The 17,292-nt window shown below is 66.6% G+C and carries 12 protein-coding genes; 3 read left to right on the forward strand and 9 right to left on the reverse strand.

Annotated elements, in window-relative coordinates; translation table 11 throughout:
- Positions 1-113: 113 nt before the first annotated feature.
- The 3 genes from AC3WTC_RS09680 to radA all read right to left on the reverse strand — a co-directional run bounded on the left by AC3WTC_RS09680 (position 114) and on the right by radA (position 5,838).
- Positions 114-2,420 (reverse strand): tetratricopeptide repeat protein, encoded by a 2,307-nt coding sequence (locus AC3WTC_RS09680; RefSeq protein ID WP_279209446.1) that lies wholly within the window; start codon positions 2,418-2,420, stop codon positions 114-116.
- Between the two features lie 51 nt (positions 2,421-2,471).
- On the reverse strand, positions 2,472-4,328 hold the full coding sequence (locus AC3WTC_RS09685; RefSeq protein WP_080149397.1) for an ATP-binding protein: 1,857 nt from the start codon (positions 4,326-4,328) through the stop codon (positions 2,472-2,474).
- A gap of 133 nt (positions 4,329-4,461) precedes the next feature.
- Positions 4,462-5,838: a DNA repair protein RadA gene (gene radA / locus AC3WTC_RS09690; RefSeq protein WP_492711336.1), complete on the reverse strand. Its 1,377-nt coding sequence runs from the start codon at positions 5,836-5,838 to the stop codon at positions 4,462-4,464.
- 148 nt (positions 5,839-5,986) lie between these two features.
- Here radA and AC3WTC_RS09695 point away from each other — a divergent pair, with 148 nt between their 5' ends.
- Positions 5,987-8,044 carry a putative bifunctional diguanylate cyclase/phosphodiesterase gene (locus tag AC3WTC_RS09695; protein WP_032975990.1) on the forward strand — a complete coding sequence of 686 codons (2,058 nt, stop codon included), beginning with the start codon at positions 5,987-5,989 and terminating at the stop codon, positions 8,042-8,044.
- Positions 8,045-8,449: 405 nt separating this feature from the next.
- Here the strand turns inward: AC3WTC_RS09695 and cyoD are convergent, their stop codons facing one another.
- Genes cyoD through cyoA form a run of 4 tightly spaced genes read right to left on the reverse strand, consistent with a single transcriptional unit; the run spans position 8,450 to position 12,469 of the window.
- The gene (gene cyoD / locus AC3WTC_RS09700; RefSeq protein WP_025873831.1) at positions 8,450-8,791 is read right to left on the reverse strand and encodes a cytochrome o ubiquinol oxidase subunit IV; all 342 of its coding nucleotides are present in this window, start codon (positions 8,789-8,791) and stop codon (positions 8,450-8,452) included.
- Complete coding sequence (gene cyoC / locus AC3WTC_RS09705; protein WP_025873832.1) at positions 8,791-9,429, reverse strand: cytochrome o ubiquinol oxidase subunit III; 639 nt, start codon at positions 9,427-9,429, stop codon at positions 8,791-8,793. The genes cyoD and cyoC overlap by 1 nt, the downstream gene beginning before the upstream one ends.
- Positions 9,426-11,423 (reverse strand): cytochrome o ubiquinol oxidase subunit I, encoded by a 1,998-nt coding sequence (cyoB, locus tag AC3WTC_RS09710; protein ID WP_025873833.1) that lies wholly within the window; start codon positions 11,421-11,423, stop codon positions 9,426-9,428. The genes cyoC and cyoB overlap by 4 nt, the downstream gene beginning before the upstream one ends.
- Positions 11,424-11,425: 2 nt before the next feature.
- Complete coding sequence (gene cyoA / locus AC3WTC_RS09715; RefSeq protein WP_025873834.1) at positions 11,426-12,469, reverse strand: ubiquinol oxidase subunit II; 1,044 nt, start codon at positions 12,467-12,469, stop codon at positions 11,426-11,428.
- Between the two features lie 338 nt (positions 12,470-12,807).
- On the opposite strand from cyoA, the gene AC3WTC_RS09720 reads away from it, so the two are divergent.
- Positions 12,808-13,236 (forward strand): VOC family protein, encoded by a 429-nt coding sequence (locus AC3WTC_RS09720; protein ID WP_080149401.1) that lies wholly within the window; start codon positions 12,808-12,810, stop codon positions 13,234-13,236.
- Positions 13,233-13,865, forward strand: coding sequence for a GyrI-like domain-containing protein (locus AC3WTC_RS09725; protein WP_080149402.1), 633 nt, complete (start codon positions 13,233-13,235; stop codon positions 13,863-13,865). The genes AC3WTC_RS09720 and AC3WTC_RS09725 overlap by 4 nt, the downstream gene beginning before the upstream one ends.
- A gap of 23 nt (positions 13,866-13,888) precedes the next feature.
- Here AC3WTC_RS09725 and AC3WTC_RS09730 read toward each other — a convergent pair whose 3' ends face one another.
- Both AC3WTC_RS09730 and AC3WTC_RS09735 read right to left on the reverse strand, forming a co-directional pair.
- On the reverse strand, positions 13,889-15,907 hold the full coding sequence (locus AC3WTC_RS09730; RefSeq protein WP_492711337.1) for an energy transducer TonB family protein: 2,019 nt from the start codon (positions 15,905-15,907) through the stop codon (positions 13,889-13,891).
- Positions 15,904-17,289: a hypothetical protein gene (locus AC3WTC_RS09735; RefSeq protein ID WP_492711338.1), complete on the reverse strand. Its 1,386-nt coding sequence runs from the start codon at positions 17,287-17,289 to the stop codon at positions 15,904-15,906. The genes AC3WTC_RS09730 and AC3WTC_RS09735 overlap by 4 nt, the downstream gene beginning before the upstream one ends.
- Between the last annotated feature and the right edge of the window lie 3 nt (positions 17,290-17,292).

A 17,292-nucleotide genomic window follows, 5' to 3' on the forward strand; every position in this document is an offset into this window, starting at 1 on the left:
TCACCTCTCCTTTTCCTTTACTGTGGAGGCCCCCCGGACGTCCCCCGCCGCTACCCATGCGTGTTGCCCGGTAGCGCCGGGCCATGCCCGGCGAACGCGCAGCGCGGCAGGGATTACAACCCGTACCGTTCGATCGCGTCCAGATGCGGCTGGCGGTCCTGGTCGCAGGCCTCGGCCAGGCGCAGCCAGCAGTGTGGATGTGCCCAATCCGCCGTGGCCTGCTGCAGGAAGCGGTGCAGCGCCAGCGGCGCATGGTCCTGCGGCTGAGCGACGGTGAACAACAGGCCCGGCAACGTCCCGTCTTCCGCGTCCGGATCGGTCACGGTGTAGTCCGCACGGCTGTGCGACCACACCTTCCAGCCCTGTGCCTCGGCTGCCTCCACGAAAGCGTTCCATGCCTCCTCGCCCGGGTGCGCGCCGTCGACCAGCCAGCTGCGCGCGAAACCACCCCGCTCCAGCACATGCACCTGCGCATAGGTCGGAATGAAGTGCTCGCGCTCCGCTTCGTCCTCGGGTGCGGGGTGTACCAGGCCGGCGTCGAACACCACCCAGTCCCCCACCTGCTGCGCGCGGTTGGCCGGTGCGTTCTCGACGATGCGCGCGGTCACCGGGCCGCTGCGGCGGGCGTAGTACTCCATCGGCTCGCCGCCTTCTTCGCTGCGGATGATCACCCAGCCCCAGGGCTCTTCGACCACGCCCTGCTGGCTGGACAGTTCCATGCCGATTGCTGCCGCCGAGCGGCGCACCGCATCCCAGTCGCGCGCCGCACTGGCCGCACTCATATGGTCCCAATGCGCGGCACTGGGCTCTTCCAGCAGTTCCACCAGCTGCGCATAGCAGGCCTGTGCTTCGCTGAAGCGGCCGGTCTCCATGTACATGCGGGCAAGCGTCCCGCGTGCGCCGTTCGAACCTGGCGACAACGCCAGCAATGCCTGCGCGGCCTGTTCCAGCGCTGGCCAGTCGGACGCGCGCCGTGCACGCTGCACCTCGCACCAGTGCGCGAACACCGGCACGCTGTCGCGGTAGGTCGCGGCCAGCCTGCGCAGGCCATCATCATCGCCCTGCTCGGCCAGCCAACGCATCAGCGTGTAGGCCGCCGCGCCGTCTTCCTGCGCGTGGCCGCGCACGAAGTCCCACAGCAGCGCCTGCGCTTCGCTCTTCGCGCCACAGGCATGCAGCGCCGAGGCGGCGACCTCGGCCAGCGCGCCGTCGTCCGGCCGCTCGGCGTGCGCCTGCAGCAGCCACTGCGCTTCGCGCTCGGGATCGCGCGACTGGTTCTGTTCGCCCTGCGCTTCCAGCCACGCCAGCAGCTCAGCGGCAGGCACCGGCAGCGGCGCCATCTGCGGCAGCGCTTCGATGCGTGCCGCCAGACCGGCCACCAGCGCGGCAGCGCCGCGGTCCTGGCGCAGCTGCGCCAGATGGGTGCGGGCCAGACCCAGCTGGCGCTGCGCCACCCAGCGTGCACCGCGCTGCAGGGCCAGCTCCAGGCTCAACGCGGCGATCTCGATCACCAGGCGATGCGCGCCGACAGCGGCGAAGTGCTCGATGATCGTGTTGAAGCGCGTTCCCAGATCCCAGGTGTTGCGGGCGGCATCACGGCTGCACAGTGTCGAAGCCGTATTGGCCCACAACCGCCAGTGATTCGGCGTCAGCTCGCTCCATGGCACCAGCTGCTGCAGCGCCTCTTCATCGCGTCCCAGCTGGGCCAGTGCCCAGGCCTTGGACAGCCGGCGCGGCACCGTGCAGTTGGCTGGCTCGTATTCGCCCGCAGCGGCCACTTCGGCTTCGCGCTTCTCGATCAGCGCCAGCGCTTCCTGCGCACGGCCGCTGGCCAGCAGGATCTTGATCTGCATTTCAGGGAAGCTGTCGAACACTTCCTTGCCGCGCGCCTGGATCGCCGCCGCCTGCACCTGCAGGTAATCCAGCGCGTCCTGGCCGCGGCCGTCGTCCAGCAGCGCGTCGGCCTTCTCGCAGCTCAGGCACTGGAAGCAGGCCCAGCTCGGGTCGATGCGGCCCAGCGTCTCGTCGCAGACCTCGATGCGCTCGGGCACCCAGCCCGGACCATCGATGTTGCCGTAGCAGGCGGCAAGATCCTGGGTGACGCAGATCGACTGCGGGCAGTCCAGGGTATCGGCACGGTGTGCGCGCTCGAACAGCGCCACCGACTCGCCCAGCGCGCTTTCGCCTTCCACGCGGTTGCCGACGCGGTTGCGCAGCGCCCAATGGCCGACATAGACGTCGACCCAGGGGTTGTCCAGCGCCTTGCCCAGCGCGCGCGCCTCGGGCAGCAGTGCATCGACGCGGTCGACCTGCAGTTCACTGACTTCATCGGCAAGGCGGGTCAGCAGGTGGGCGTTCTGCGCCTGGCCTGCCTGGCGCAGGTCTTCCTGCAGTTTTTCGACCCAGTTCCAGATATCCATGGGGGTAATGCTCCTGTCTAGCGAAGGCTGGATGAGAGGGAGTAGCGGTGCTCAGCGCAGCATCTGCTGCAGGGCACCGGCAATGTCGGTAAATGCACCATTGAGATCGGGGCCCGGCGTCGCCGCGCTCTGCTGCAGCGGCCGGCCCTGTGCGGACACGATGATCTTCAGCGAGCGCAGCAGGCGCGCTGCCGCCCCGGCCTGCGGGTGGCCCTCGCGCTGGGCCTGCAGCAACGCCTGCACCGCTGGATTGTCCAGGTTGAGGTACAGCCGCGACGGCGCACGCGCCTCGATGCGCGCGGTGAACTGGCGCGCCAGCCGCAGTGCCGCCATCGATACGCGCTTGTCGTTCTCGTCGTCTTCCAGGCGCTGCTTCAGTTCGGCCTCGCGGTCGGGCACCACCACCACCGGCAACGCCTCGGGGCTGAACCGCGCCGGCAGCAGCTGTTCGCCGTCGCCCAGGTGTTCGCGCAGCCAAGCCAACTGCGTATCGTCAAGGCTGTCGTCGGTGCGGAACAGTGCGCGGTTGCCCTGCTCGGTACCCAGTTCGACCAGGCGCAGGCCCTTGGCCTGGGCCCAGCGGCGCAGGAACGGCACCACCGCGTAGCGATGACCATGCGCGACCGGCACGCCCATTGCGCGGAACAGCATTTCCTCGAAGCCACCACCGTTGTCGAGGATCACATGCACTGCGCCGCGCGCCGGCAACGCGCTGGCCGGCAGGTCACCCTGCGAAGTCGGCACCCGCACGTGTTCCAGCAGCAGGTCGAACAGGCGCTCATCGCACAGCGCCGCGCCCAGCAGGGCTTCATTGTGGCGGCTGAGCACGCGGCGCCAGGCTTCGGGCTGCTGCCGGGCGACGTCGGCCAGGCCATCGATCAGCGCTTCCAGCAGGGCGTGCTGCACGGCGCGATAGTGGTCATCGCGCTGCAGGTCCTCGCGGCTGGCGGTCGGGGTCAGCTTCGACGATTCGATCACCCCGCCGATGAAACCGGCCCAAGGCGGCAGCAGGTCGCGTGCATCGTCGTCCAGCAGCATGCCGCGCACGAACACCGACAGGTTGCGGTTGTCGCTGGTGCCGTAGGTGGCACCGTCCTGCACCCAGAGCATGCCGACGGCGTCGCTGCTGCCATCGGGCTGCAGCGGCATCGTCACGATGGGCTCGAAATCGTGTTCGAAACGGGCCGCGAACTGCTGCGCCTGGCGGCGTGCCTGCACCGGATGCAGGGCGACGTCACCCTGCCCGCGCCATGGCGGCGGTTCGGGATTGATCGCGGCCGTCGCCGCACCGATGAAGATCGGCTCGGACAGCAGCGCGCAGTAGCGGCCCAGCACCTCGTGCAGGCGCGCTTCGTTGGCCAGCGGCAGGAAGTCCGGATGCAGCTCCAGCTCGACCTCGGTGCCGATCGCGCGCGCCGGCACTTCGCTGACGGTGTACTGCTCGGCGTTGCTGGACACGTACAGGTGGCCCAGCTGCGGCGCCTGGTACGAGGTGGTGCGCACGCTGACACGGCGCGCCAATACGAAGGCCGACAGGAAACCCAGGCCGAACATGCCGATCAGGCCTTCATCGTCCTCGCCGTCCTGGCGCAGGCCCCGGGTGTAACCGACACCGACCGTGGCCAGGTAATCGTGGATTTCCTGCCGGGTCAGGCCGGCACCGGTATCGGTGATGCGCAGCACGCCGGCGGCGACATCGACCTGCACGTCGATGCGCGACACACTCTGGATGCCGGGCTGCTCGATACGGCGACGGATGATCGAATCGTGCGCGTTCTGCACAAGCTCGCGCAGCGCCACCATCGGCGTGGAATACAGGTGCTTGCCCAGCACCGTCATCAGTCCATTGAGATCGACCCCGGCGCGGCGGATTTCGGCGGCGGGGGTGCTGAACATCGGGTCCTGCATGTAAACGATTACTCCTTGCCACGGAAAGGCGCCAGGGGGCGCCTTCGTCGAGCCGGGAAAACTAGCACAGGCTGGCTGACCGCTGCTGTGCCGTCGGCCGCATCTGCAGGTCCGAGCACGGACCCGACCCCGGTCACGCCGCGTCGATGGCCTCGGACAGGCGTTCGACCGCGATCACTTCCATGCCCTTCACCGAGCCGCCCTTGGGGGCATTGGCCTTGGGCACGATGGCGCGCTTGAAACCGTGGGTCGCCGCCTCGCGCAGGCGGTCCTCGCCGTTGGGCACCGGCCGGATTTCACCGGACAGGCCGACTTCGCCGAACGCGATGGTCTTCTCGGCCAGCGGACGGTCCTGCAGCGAGGACAGCACCGCCAGCAGCACCGGCAGGTCGGCGGCAGTCTCCTGCACGCGGATGCCGCCGACCACGTTGACGAACACGTCCTGGTCGCCGACCAGCACGCCGCCATGCCGATGCAGCACCGCCAGCAGCATGGCCAGGCGGTTCTGCTCCAGCCCCACCGCCACGCGGCGCGGATTGGACAGCGGCGAGGCGTCGACCAGCGCCTGCACTTCCACCAGCAGCGGCCGGGTGCCCTCGCGGGTAACCATCACGCAGCTGCCCGGCTGGTGCGTGCTGCCACCGGAAAGGAAGATCGCCGACGGATTGGAGACCTCCTTCAGGCCCTTGTCGCCCATCGCGAACACGCCCAGCTCGTTGACCGCACCAAAGCGGTTCTTGAACGCGCGCAGCAGGCGGAAGCGGCTGCCGCTCTCGCCTTCGAAATACAGCACGGCATCGACCATGTGCTCCAGCACGCGCGGGCCGGCGATGCCGCCTTCCTTGGTCACATGGCCGACCAGGAACACGGCGGTTCCGGTTTCCTTGGCGAAGCGCACCAGCCGTGCGGCACTCTCGCGCACCTGGCTGACCGAACCGGGCGCGGCGGTCAGCGTCTCGGTCCAGAGCGTCTGTACCGAATCGGCCACGATCAGCCGCGGCCCACTCTTGGTGGCGTGCTGCAGGATGGATTCGACACCGGTCTCGGCCAGCGCGTTGACGCCCTCCAGCGGCAGCTCCAGCCGATGCGCGCGGCCGGCGACCTGGGCCAGTGATTCCTCACCGGTGACGTAGAGCACCGGCAGGACCGCAGCCATCTTCGCCACCGCCTGCAGCAGCAGGGTGGATTTGCCGATGCCCGGATCACCACCGACCAGCACCACCGCGCCCTCGACCAGGCCGCCGCCCAGCACGCGGTCGAATTCACCGATGCCGGTGCTGACCCGGTTGTGTTCGGTCTGCGCCACATCCTTCAGTGCGGTGATCTTCGGCGGGTCGATCTTGCCCGCCCAGCCGGCACGGCGCGAGGCGGGCGCCTTGGCCGCCGCAGCGCTCTCAAGGACGATTTCCGACAGCGAGTTCCAGGCATTGCACTCGGTGCACTGGCCTTGCCACTTGCTGTATTCGGCGCCGCATTCATTGCAGACATACGCGGTGCGGGCTTTGGCCATCGGAGATTTCCTGCAGGGGCAACGAGCGTGGCAGGATAGCCGAGCCGGGTCGCAGCTGCTGCGACCACTCAAGTCCCACCCGTCGGTGCCGATAGCGGTGGCGGGCGTGCGCCTTGCGGGCGCCCCTCCCTCCTCCTCTGGATTCAACATGACTGGTAGTTACAGTCAGAGCCTGGTCGCCATCTCGTTGCTGGTGGCCATGCTGGCATCGTATACCGCGCTGGATATGGCCGGCCGCCTGGCCACGGCCCAGGGCCGGGTCGCCCGCTGGTGGCTGGCCGGCGGTGCCGCCGCGATGGGCCTGGGCATCTGGTCGATGCACTTCATCGCGATGCTGGCCTTCAAGCTGCCGGTTCCGGTCGGTTACGACCTGGCGATCACCCTGTATTCGCTGGCGGTGTCGATCGGCGCGTCGGCCTATGCGCTGTGGCTGGTGTCGCGCCCCAGCCTGCCGTTGCAGCGGCTGGCCGCGGGTGCGGTGCTGATGGGACTGGGTATCGCCGCCATGCACTACCTGGGCATGGCCGCCATGCGCATGCAGCCCGGTATCGATTACCACCCCGGCTGGTTTGCCGCGTCGATCGCAGTGGCCATCGCTGCCGCCGGTGCAGCGCTGTGGATTGCCTTCCGGCTGCGCGTGGAACAGCGCAACACGGTGCGCCTGCGGATGCTGGCGTCGCTGGTGATGGGCCTGGCCATCGTCGGCATGCACTACACCGGCATGGCCGCCGCGCGCTTCCCGCCAGGCAGCGTCTGCGGCGCCATCGGCAGCGGCGGCATCGATCCCCGCTGGCTGGCAGTGCTGGTGATCGTGACCACCCTGGCCACGCTCGGCATCGCCCTGGTGGCCTCGCTGTTCGACCGCCAGATGCGCGTGCGCACCGGCCTGCTGGCCGATTCCCTGGCGCACGCCAACGACAAGCTGATCCAGGCCGCACTGCACGACCCGCTGACCCAGCTGCCGAACCGCATGCTGCTGCAGGATCGCATCGAGCAGGCCATCGAGAAGGCGCAACGCCGCCAGCAGTCGGTGGCGGTGATGTTCTGCGACCTGGATGGCTTCAAGGCCGTCAACGATGCCTATGGCCACCAGCTGGGTGACCGCCTGCTGGTCGCGGTGGCCCAGCGCCTGGGGGCGCAGCTGCGCCCGCAGGACACTCTCGCCCGCCTCGGCGGCGACGAGTTCGTGATCGTGCTGGCCATCGATACGCCTGACGATGCGGTGGTGGTCGCCGAGCGGGTGATCGCCGCGGCAGGTGAACCGTTCGTGCTGGACGCGGCCGAGCTGCAGGTCACCGCCAGCCTGGGCATTGCCCTGTATCCGGACGATGCCAGTGACGAACGCGAGTTGATGGCACATGCCGATGCGGCGATGTACCACACCAAGGAAACCGGCCGCAACGGCTACACCTTCTTCATTCCCTCGATGCAGCTCAGTGCCAACCGCCAGCTGCGGCTGCTGCAGGACCTGCGCAAGGCGATCGCGCGCAACGAGCTGCTGCTGCACTACCAGCCGAAATTCCCGGCGGCCGATGCACCGGCCACCGGCGCCGAGGCGCTGCTGCGCTGGCAGCACCCGGAACTGGGCCTGCTGGCGCCGGACGTGTTCATTCCCATCGCCGAGCGCAGCGGCCTGATCCTGCCGATCGGCGACTGGGTGCTGGACCAGGCGTGCGCGCAGCTGCGCGCCTGGCATGACGGCGGACACAGCCATTGGACGATGGCGGTGAACCTGTCTCCGCTGCAGTTCGCCTCGCCGGCCCTGCTTGAAAGCGTGCGTTCGGTCCTGCAGCGGCATCGCATCGACCCGGCGCGGCTGACCCTGGAGATCACCGAAACCACGGCGATGAAGGATGTCGAGGCCAGCCTGGCGATCCTCAACGACCTGACCGCGATGGGCGTGCACATCGCCATCGATGATTTCGGTACCGGCTATTCCAGCCTGCTGTACCTCAAGCGCATGCCGGCCACCGAGCTGAAGATCGACCGGGCGTTCGTGCATGACCTTGAACGCAATGACGAAGATTCCGCCATCGTGTCCTCGATCATCGCGCTGGGCCGTACCCTGCAGCTGCAGGTGGTGGCCGAGGGCGTGGAGACCCAGGCCCAGCGCGATTACCTGAGCGAGCTGGGCTGCGACCAGCTGCAGGGTTACCACCTGGGGCGGCCGATGGAGGCCGAGGAATTCCTGCGCAAGGTGGGTTGAGAGGCAACCGCATCCACGCATGGCGTGGATCTACTGCTTCCTCCGGTGCATTGAACGGCAACCGCATCCACGCATGGCGTGGATCTACTGCATCCTCCGGATGCATTGAACGGCAACCGCATCCACGCATGGCGTGGATCTACTGCATCTTCCGGGTGCATTGAACGGCAACCGCATCCACGCATGGCGTGGATCTACTGCATACCCCGGATGCATTGAACGGCAACCGCATCCACGCATGGCGTGGATCTACTGCATCCTCCGGGTGCATTGAACGGCAACTGCATCCACGCATGGCGTGGATCTACTGCATCCTCCGGGTGCATTGAACGGCAACCGCGATCGCGCAACAAACAGAAAGGCCGCCCGGGGGCGGCCTTTCTGCGTGGCAACGTCGCGAAGACGTCAGTGCATCATGTGCACGTTCATGTTGTGCATGACCCACAGGGTACCGACCACGATGATGCCGATCACCACCACGGTGAAGGCCGCAGCGTTGACGTTCCAGCGGCTCTCCGACGAGCGGTCCAGGTGCAGGAAGAACACCAGGTGGACCAGCATCTGCAGCACCGCGGTGATGGCGATCACCACACCGTTGACGGTGCGCGAGAAATCACCCGACATCACCATGTAGAACGGGATGACGGTCAGCACCACCGCCAGCACGAAGCCGATCAGGTACGACTTCACGGTGCCGTGGCTTTCGCCGCCGGCGGCGTGGTCGTGTGCATGGTTGTCATGTGCCATTACAGCGCTCCATTGAGATAGACGACGGAGAACACGCCGATCCAGATCAGGTCCAGGAAGTGCCAGAACAGGCTCAGGCACGCCATGCGGGTCTTGTTGGTCGGGGTCAGGCCGTACTTCTTCAGCTGCACGAACATCACCAGCAGCCACAGCAGGCCGGCGCTGACGTGCAGGCCGTGGGTACCGACCAGGGCGAAGAACGCCGACAGGAACGCACTGCGGTCCGGACCGTAGCCCTGATGGATCAGGTGCTGGAATTCATAGACTTCCATGCACATGAAGCCGAAGCCCAGCAGCCAGGTGATGCCCAGCCACAGGAACATCTGGCCGACCTGCTTGCGGTGCATGGAGATCATGCCCAGGCCGAAGGTCAGCGACGAGGTCAGCAGCAGCGCGGTTTCCCACGCCACGAACGGCAGCTCGAACAGGTCCTTCGCGCCGGGGCCGCCATCAGTGCCGCCGGCCAGCACCACGTAGGTGGCAAACAGCGAGGCGAAGATGAGGCAGTCGCTCATCAGGTACACCCAGAAACCGAAGACGGTGTTGCCGCCGGTGTCGTGGTGCTCGTGGTCGTCATGGCCATGGGCCGCCGCGTGTGCGGCGTGCCCGTGGCTCAGGGTCGAGGTATTGGTGCTCATGCCTTCAGCTCCGACTTCACCAGGCCCTGGGCTTCCAGGTGCTTGCGGTGTTCGTTCTCGATGCGTTCCACCTCGGCAGCCGGGACCCAGTAGTCCACGTCCTGGTCGAAGGTGCGGTAGATGAACGTGGCGATCATGCCGACGAAGCCGATGATGGCCAGCCACCAGATGTGCCAGATCATCGCAAAGCCGAACACCAGGCTGAAGGCGCCGATGACAACGCCGGTGCCGGTGTTGCGCGGCATGTGGATGTCGGTGTACTTGGCCGGCTTCGGCCAAGCTTCACCACGCTGCTTGCGCTCCCAGAAATCGTCCAGCTCGGTGACTTCCGGCAGGGTGCCGAAGTTGTAGAAAGCCGGCGGCGAAGAGGTTTCCCACTCCAGCGTACGGGCATCCCACGGGTCGCCGGTCAGGTCGGCGGTCTTCTTGCGGTCGCGGATCGACACGGCCACCTGGATGATCTGGCACAGGATGCCGGCACCCACGATGAAGGCGCCCACAGCGGCCACCAGCAGGAACGGCTCGTAGGCCGGGTTGACGGTGCTCTGCAGACGACGGGTCATGCCCATGAAGCCCAGCACGTACATCGGCATGAAGGTCACATAGAAGCCGATGAACCAGCACCAGAACGCGCACTTGCCCCAGAACTCGTTGAGGCGGAAGCCGAACATCTTCGGCCACCAGTAGGTGATGCCGGCGAACATGCCGAACACCACGCCGCCGATGATGACGTTGTGGAAGTGGGCGATCAGGAACAGGCTGTTGTGCAGCACGAAGTCGATGGCCGGGATCGCCAGCATCACGCCGGTCATGCCGCCGATGGTGAAGGTGACCATGAAGCCGATGGTCCACAGCACGGGCGTGGTGAACTGCACGCGACCGCGGAACATGGTGAACAGCCAGTTGAAGATCTTCACGCCGGTGGGGATGGAGATGATCATCGTCGTGATGCCGAAGAAGGCATTGACGTTGGCACCCGAGCCCATGGTGAAGAAGTGGTGCAGCCACACGATGAACGACAGCACGCCGATGCAGGCGGTGGCGTAGACCATGCCCTTGTAGCCGAACAGGGCCTTGCGCGAGAAGGTCGCGATGACCTCGGAGAACACGCCGAAGGCCGGCAGCACCAGGATATAGACTTCCGGGTGGCCCCAGATCCAGATCAGGTTGATGTACAGCATGGCGTTGCCGCCACCGTCATTGGTGAAGAAGTGCGTACCCAGGTAACGGTCCAGGGTCAGCAGCACCAGGGTGATGGTCAGCACCGGGAAGGCGGCGACGATCAGCACGTTGGTCACCAGAGCGGTCCAGGTGAAGACCGGCATCTGCATGAGCTTCATGCTCGGGGTGCGCATCTTGAGGATGGTGATGAAGAAGTTGATACCACTCAACGTGGTACCCAGACCCGCCACCTGTAGTCCCCATATGTAGTAGTCCATACCTACATTGTTGCTGTACTCGATGCCCGACAGTGGCGGGAACGCAAGCCAGCCGGTGGCGGCGAATTCACCGATCCACAGCGACAGCATGATCAGCACCGCACCGGACACGAACAGCCAGAAGCTGAGCGAGTTGACGAACGGGAACGCGACGTCGCGCGCACCGATCTGCAGCGGCACAGCCAGGTTCATCAGGCCGGTGATCAGCGGCATCGCCACGAAGAAGATCATGATCACGCCGTGGGCGGTGAAGATCTGGTCGTAGTGGTGCGGCGGCAGGTAACCCTCGGACCCGCCGACGGCGATGGCCTGCTGGGTACGCATCATGATCGCGTCGGAGAAACCGCGCAGCAGCATGACGAAGGCGACGATGATGTACATCACGCCGATCTTCTTGTGATCCACCGAGGTGAACCACTCCTTCCACAGATAGCCCCACAACTTGAACTTGGTGATCAGGGCCATCACGCCCAGGCCACCCAGCACCGCACCGACCAGGGTGGTCAGCACGATTGGATCGTGGGGGATCGACTCAAGAGAGAGTTTTCCCAACATGTTCATTCTCCCGAACCCATGTGGCCTTCATGGCCAGCGTGTTCGTGTTCTTCGGTGGCATCCAGGTTCTTCCCGGATTCCTTGGCATCATGCGCGTCGCTCGGGGCGTGCCCCTCGTGCGCTTCATGGCTGGACGCATCGGCAGCAGCCGCACCCGCATGGGAATGCTTCATGCCGTAGTGCTTGTTGTCGCCCATGTGCTTGGCGATGACCCAGTCGAACAGGTTGTCTTCAACCTTGCCGAAGTAGGTGACCGGGTACCACTCGGAATTCTTCGCTTCACCCAGCGCCTTGAACGAGGCCTTGTCCAGGCTCTGCTCGCCGGCACGGACCTGGTCCAGCCACTGGCGGTACTGCGCATCGGTGACCGAGTAGGCAGTGAAATGCATCTTGGCGAAGCCTGCACCGCTGTAGTGCGAGGACATGCCCGGGAATTCACCGGTCTCGTTGGCGATCAGGTGGAGCTTGGTCTCCATCGCCGCCATCGAATAGATCATGCTGCCCAGGTGCGGGATGAAGAACGCATTCATCACCGTATCGGAGGTGATCTCGAAGTTCAGCGGGGTGTTGACCGGGAACTTGATCTCGTTGACGACCGCGACCTTCTCTTCCGGATAGATGAACAGCCACTTCCAGTCCAGCGAGATCGCCTGGATGGTGACCGGCTTGACGTCCGATTCCAGGGGCTTGTACGGATCCAGCGCGTGCGAGGACCGCCAGGTCAGCACCGCCAGGACCAGCACGATCATGCAGGGGATCGACCACACCACCACCTCGATCGCCGTCGAGTGGGACCACTTCGGCTCGTAGCGGGCCTTGGTGTTGGAGGCGCGATACTTCCACGCGAAGGTCAGGGTCATGATGATGACCGGGATGACGACCAGCAGCATGAGCACGGTGGCCGTGATCAGCAGTGTCTTTTCATCCTGGCCGATCTGGCCCTTCGGACTGAGGATGGCCACGGCATCGCAGCCGGTGAGCATCACCAGCAATGCGAGCAGCAGGCCCGGGCGCAACCAGCGCCCAAGGGTTTTCAACGGAATCATCGGTCGATCCAATTGCGAGGGAATGCCGTTCCCCGTCCTGCCCGCACCGGCCAAAGCCGGGCCCACCCGTCCAGAAGACAGGCAGGTGAGGTGGGGTCGAGTCAGCCTTTCAATTTTAGGCCGTCACCCACCATTTAAGAAAGGCATTGACAATGATCAGGCGCAGGAAAGGCCCGGATCTGGATGCGACACGTTGTCGCACCGCGCCATTGCGGCAGGCAGAACGCGCGGGGATGGCAGCGTAGCATCGGCCACGAGGACGACGAGGCCCCTCGATCGGCACAGTCGACTGAACAGGTTCAGCAAGTTGTGACTCCCCTTTCTTCGAGGAACCCGGCATGGACAGACCCTTCAGCGTTGAACGCATCGACCACCTGGTGCTGAGGGTGCGCGATCTGGCCCGCAGCGAAGCCTTCTATGGCCAAGTGCTGGGCTGCGCGGTGGTGCGGCGGCGCGAGCACCTGGGTCTGGTGCACCTGCGCGCAGGTGCATCGATGATCGACCTGATCAGCCTGGACGGCACGCTCGGTCGCCACGGCGGCAGCGGACCGGGCAGCGAAGGGCGCAATGTCGACCACCTGTGCCTGCGCGTGCACCCCTTCGACGAAGCGGCGCTGGTCGCCCACCTGGCCGCCCACGGCGTACCGGTGCCGGCGCCGGCCGAAGTCAACTTCGGTGCCGAGGGCGACGGATTGTCGTTGTACTTCAAGGATCCGGACGGCAACACGGTGGAGCTGAAGGGGCCTGCCAACGGAGCCGCGCAATGACCCGGTCCGCGGCCACGCCGGCGAAGATCGACTTCAAGACGCAGGACAAGGCGCTGTACCGGCCACCGGTCGGCTCGTTCGTGCGGATCGAGGTGCCGCCGATGTCCTTCGTGATGGTCGATGGACAGGGTGATCCGAACCAGGCGCCGGCCTATCGCGATGCGGTGGAGTGGCTGTACTCGGTCAGCTACGCACTGAAGTTCGCGATGAAGGCCGAAGGACGGGACTACGTGGTGCCGCCGCTGGAGGGACTGTGGTGGGCCGACGACCCGTCCAGCTTCGTGGCACGGCGCAAGCACGCGTGGCGCTGGACGATGATGATCCGCACGCCGCTGGACGTCGGCGTTCCGCGTTTCAACGAAGCGGTGGCCAAGGCATCGGACAAGCGTGGTACCGCGCCGCAGAGCCTGCGACTGGCGCTTTACGAGGAAGGCCTGTGCCTGCAGACGCTGCATGTAGGCGCCTACGATGACGAGGGCCCGACACTGGCCGAACTGCATGAACGGATCATGCCGGCACAGGGGCTGACCTTCGCCGGGCCGCATCATGAGATCTACCTGGGCGACCCACGCAAGGTAGAGCCTGCTCGCCTGAAAACGGTGCTGCGGCAACCGGTACGGGCGCGGTGACGGCCGCGTCTCGGGCTGATCCGTCAGCCGCCCTGGAACTGCACCGGGAGACGCAGGGTGATCTGCTTGACCGTGGTCACCGGCCGCCGGGGGGTGACGTGCCATTGCAGTGCAGCCTCACGGGCGGCGCGATCCAGCGCAGGATGTCCGCTGCTGCGGTCCACGGTCACATCGAGCACGCGCCCCTCGGCTGACATGGTGATCAGCAGCTCGACGCTGCCTTCCAGCACCGTCTCCCCGTCACCACGCGGATAACGCGGGGGATGCCGGCGCGTCATCGCCGCCAACTGCGCGCCCAGCGCCTGCTCGGGGTCCAGCTGCGGCGGCGGCGGGTCCATGGCCGTCGGCGCTGGTGCGTCCACGGTCACCGCCGGCGGCGTGGCGGCGACAGGCGCTTTGAACACGACCGTCACCTGCCTGCGCTCGCCGCCTGTGGGCACCTTCGACGCGCTGAGCCAAGTGCGTGCGCCCCGGCGCGCGGCCTCATCCAGCTGGGGGCTGCCACTGCTGCCTTCCACCAGCACTGCCGTAACCACGCCGGTCTGCCAGACATCCACCTGCAGGGTCACCATGGTGTCGGCCTCCACAGGTGCGCGCAGCGGGATGCCATGGCGCAGGTCCTTGAAGCCGGCGGCGGGCAGGTCGACCAGCACCTGCCCATACTCTGCTGGTGGCGACGACGGCGGCAGAGAGGGTGACGTACGCAACGCCAGGCCCTTGCGATCGACCAGCATCCCCGCTGGCGGCATCGCGCGTTGCGCCTGCCTGGCGGTATCCGCTTTCGGGACCGCCGGCGGCGAAGGCTCCGAGACCGCCGGGCCAGCGGGGTCTGCGGGGGTGTCGGCGGCGTCCGGCGCATTGCCTTTGCCTGCCTTCGCCTGCCGATCGTCATCGCCCAGCAGCAATGTCGCGCGCGCCGTCAGGATCTCCATGCGGTCTTCGGACGCACTGGCCAGCAGCGTCGAGAGCATGAACACGTCGCTGCCAAGCAGCAGCGTGTTCACGTCGAACCGGGCGGGATCGGACGAAGCGTTCTTGTCACTGCGGTCGATCAGTCCGGCAATCACCAGCGCGCCCAGCGCCAGCTCTTCGTCCGTGTCGACCATCGTCGAAGCGTAGGCATTCCACAGACGCTCCTCCAGCGGTGCATAGGCAAACAACACCTCCTGCGTGCCGTGGATGCGCCACAGGCGCTCTTCCAGTGCCGCGTCGCCCTCACGGTCGAACGGCTTGCGCGGCGACCACCGTGAGCGGATCGCCAGCTCCTGCAGATCCGTCGCCAGCAGGCGCATCGCAACCGAGGTGCTCGATGGCGAGAGCTTCCACATCTGCTGCAGCAGCTCGACCTGCTTCAGCTCCAGCTCGCGCGCTTCCTCCGCCGTCAGCCGGTCCACCATCGCGCCCGCATCGCTGGCCAGCCCCGCCGTCCTTTGCGTGCGGCGGCCGGACCGGGCGGCAAGGGTCTCGATGGTCTCGTTGTACGCCGCGCGCAGGCGCTCGTACTCGGTGCGGTCTTCGCGCAGCACGGGGCCATTGCGCGCCCACAGATCCAGCTCCTGCATCAGCGCCTGCGTACGCGGCAGATCGCCACGGGCAGCAGTGCGCGCGGTTTCGTGCACCTTGTTGAGCATTTCCCGCTCGAAATGACCGCGCGAGTACCAGCGCGGAACCGTAGTGCGATCCTCGCCGACCAGTACCGAGTTCGGCCCCTGTTGACCGCTTCCTGCGCCCGTAGCGCCATTCCCGGAAATGCCGGTGACGATAAAGACGACGAACGAGAGGAAGCCGAACATCACCGACGCGATCAGATAGTCCACGGCCCGGTCCTGCACCGCTACGCGCAGGAATGACAGCACCGACACCGCTCCGCCGATCAGCAGCGCAGCACGCAACGCCGCCCTGCCATCACTCAACACGCCGCTCGACAGCACTCGTCCGAGCCAGCCGATCGAGCTGTAGACCAGCACGCCGAGGTCGCCCCAGAACGGCGCCATCCCGATCAGCGCCAGCAACAGCACGGCCAGTACACCCAGCAGCTTCATGGGCGCTTGCTCATGATCAGCATCGGCACGAACAGGATGAACAGCAGGATCGCGATCGCCAGCATGGCCATCTGCACGGCCAGCCCCACGCCATCCCAGATGCCCGGGTCCACCAGCGCGCTGTAGCGGCGGTAGGCCGGCATGCCCCAGCCCATCACCCAGCCCAGCAGCAGCGTGCCGATCACCGCCATCGTCACCCGCGACATCACGCCGGGAACGCCGCTGGCCGCCGACGCCTGCGCGGCGACCGGCTGCGCCTGGGCGACGCGCGCGGCGGCGCGTGCACGCTGCTTGCGGGCCTTGTTCGGTTTCTGCCGCGTGCGGGTCTGCGCCGCGCGTGCGCTGCCGGCCAGCAGTTCCGCGCGGGCGCAGGCGGCACAGGGCATGCCGACAAAATGCTGGTGGGCCGCGTCCTTGCCGCACGCCACCAGCTGACCGGCGTTGCGCCGTGCGTAGTCCAGCAGCAGCGTGGCCCATTCCTGCGCCGAAGGCCTCCGCCGCGCCTGCGCCGAGAACGCACGATCAAACATGTCGCGCAGCGCCGGCGGAAACATCTCATGGCCGCTGACCGGTGAGGGCCGCATCCGCGGATGCGGCTTGCCACGCGCGTAGGGGTACAGGTTGGCGGCGATGCGTGCCGGCAGGTCACTGGGCACCGTCGCCCCCTGCGGCCGGCCCGCATACGGATGCAGGCCGGAATTGAGCAGCTGGAACACCATCACCGCCAGCGCGAATCGATCCTGCGCCTCCTCCTGGCCCGGCTTCACCCCCGGCTGCTGGAACTCGGACGCCAGATAGTCGGTGGTGACCTGGCCGGCCGGAAAGCGCTCGCCCTTGCCCTGGATGCTGAAACCATCGCAATCGAGCATCGCGATGAACAAGGTGCTGCGATAGAACCGCACGTTCAGCGGCTTGAGGTCGACCACATAGTGCTGCCGCCGGTGCAGCGCGGCCAGCATCACCGCCAGGTTGGCGGCCAGGGTCATCTTCGCGCCCAATCCGGTGGGCAGGCCCTCGGCGCGTGCCTGCCGCTCCTGCAGTACATGTTCCAGATCGCTGGTAGCCGACAGATCCAGGATCGGCATGGTGAAGCCGATGAAACGCCCACTGCGATCCCGCAGCAGGGTTATCGGCCAGGCAATCTGTACCTGGTCGGCCCCCTGCCCTTCCATCGGCGGCAGGTCCGGCTGCAGCTCCAGCATCGCCTGCAGCTTGCGCTCGTAGACGCGCGCATCCTTGTCCGAATGGTAGAGCTTGGCCACTTCGCGCGGCCGCTCCTTGAGGGTGAACACGCTGCCCGCACCGCCACTCTTGAGCAGCCGCTCCAGGGTGAGCGGCCTGCGCTGCGCGTCGTAGACCTTTTCGCCGCTGCGCCCGGGCATGTG

This window comes from Stenotrophomonas sp. FW305-C-20-S1 (assembly GCF_058783335.1).